Annotated in this window: 2 protein-coding genes; both read left to right on the top strand. The window is 70.0% G+C overall.

What is annotated here, in order from left to right:
- Positions 1-386: ABC transporter permease (locus AC1D01_RS35390; RefSeq protein WP_477874298.1), on the top strand; the 386-nt coding region annotated here is incomplete at its 5' end.
- 1 nt (position 387) lies between these two features.
- Positions 388-1251 (top strand): ABC transporter ATP-binding protein (locus tag AC1D01_RS35385; RefSeq protein ID WP_477874296.1); only part of this gene is annotated, 864 nt, incomplete at its 3' end.

Raw genomic sequence — 1251 nt, 5'->3', positions numbered from 1 at the left:
GGGTGCAGTACGCGCGCCCGGTGCGCGGCTCGACGCTGGTCGAGCGCAACAAGGAGTACGTGCAGGCGGCGCGCGTGATCGGCGTGTCGACGCTGCGCATCATGCGGCGCCACGTGCTGCCCAACGTCACCGGGCCGGTGATGGTGCTGGCGACGATCCAGGTGGCGTCGGCGATCCTGATCGAAGCCACGTTGTCGTTCCTCGGCGTCGGCGTGCCCCCGACCTCGCCGTCGCTCGGCACGCTGATCCGTGTCGGCAACGACCTGCTGTTCTCCGGCGAGTGGTGGATCACGCTCTACCCCGGCGCGATGCTGGTGATGATCGCGCTGAGCGTGAACCTGCTCGGCGACTGGTTGCGCGACGCCCTCAACCCGAAGCTCCGCTGACATGCCGGCCCTGCTCGAAGTGAAGAACCTGCGCGTCGAGTTCCCGACGCGGCGCGGCACGCTGGTGGCGCTCGACGACGTGTCGTTCGACATCGCGCCCGGCGAGATCCTCGGCGTGGTCGGCGAATCGGGAGCCGGCAAATCGCTCACCGGTGCCGCGATCATCGGGCTGCTCGATCCGCCCGGCCGCGTGGCCGCCGGCGAGATCCGCTTCCAGGGCCAGCGCATCGACAACCTGCCGTACGAGCAGATGCGCCGCATGCGCGGCAAGCACATCGGCGCGATCTTCCAGGATCCGCTGACCTCGCTGAACCCGCTGTTCACCGTCGGCCGACAGCTCGTCGAGACGATCCGGACCCACCTGCCGCTCGATGCGGCGAAGGCACGGCAGCGCGCGATCGAGTTGCTGAAGGAGACCGGCATCCCGGCCGCCGAGGCGCGCATCGACCAGTACCCGCACCAGTTCTCCGGCGGCATGCGCCAGCGCGTGGTGATCGCGCTCGCGCTGGCCGGCAACCCGCAGCTGATCGTCGCCGACGAGCCGACCACCGCGCTGGACGTGTCGATCCAGGCGCAGATCATTTCGCTGCTGAAGCGGCTGTGCCGGGAGCACGGTGCGGCGGTGATGCTGGTCACGCACGACATGGGCGTGATCGCCGAGACCTGCGACCGCGTCGCGGTGATGTACGCCGGCCGCGTCGCCGAGATCGGCCCGGTGAACGACGTGATCCATGCGCCGGCGCACCCCTACACCGCCGGGCTGATGGGCTCGATCCCCGCGATGGACCTCGACCGCGAGCGCCTGCTGCAGATCGACGGCGCGATGCCGCGGCTGAACGCGATCCCGCCCGGCTGCGCGTTCAAT

This window comes from Rhizobacter sp. P3_B12, from assembly GCF_056402895.1.
Note: the sequence above shows the minus strand (reverse complement) of the source record. Positions and strands in the feature narration are given on the sequence as shown.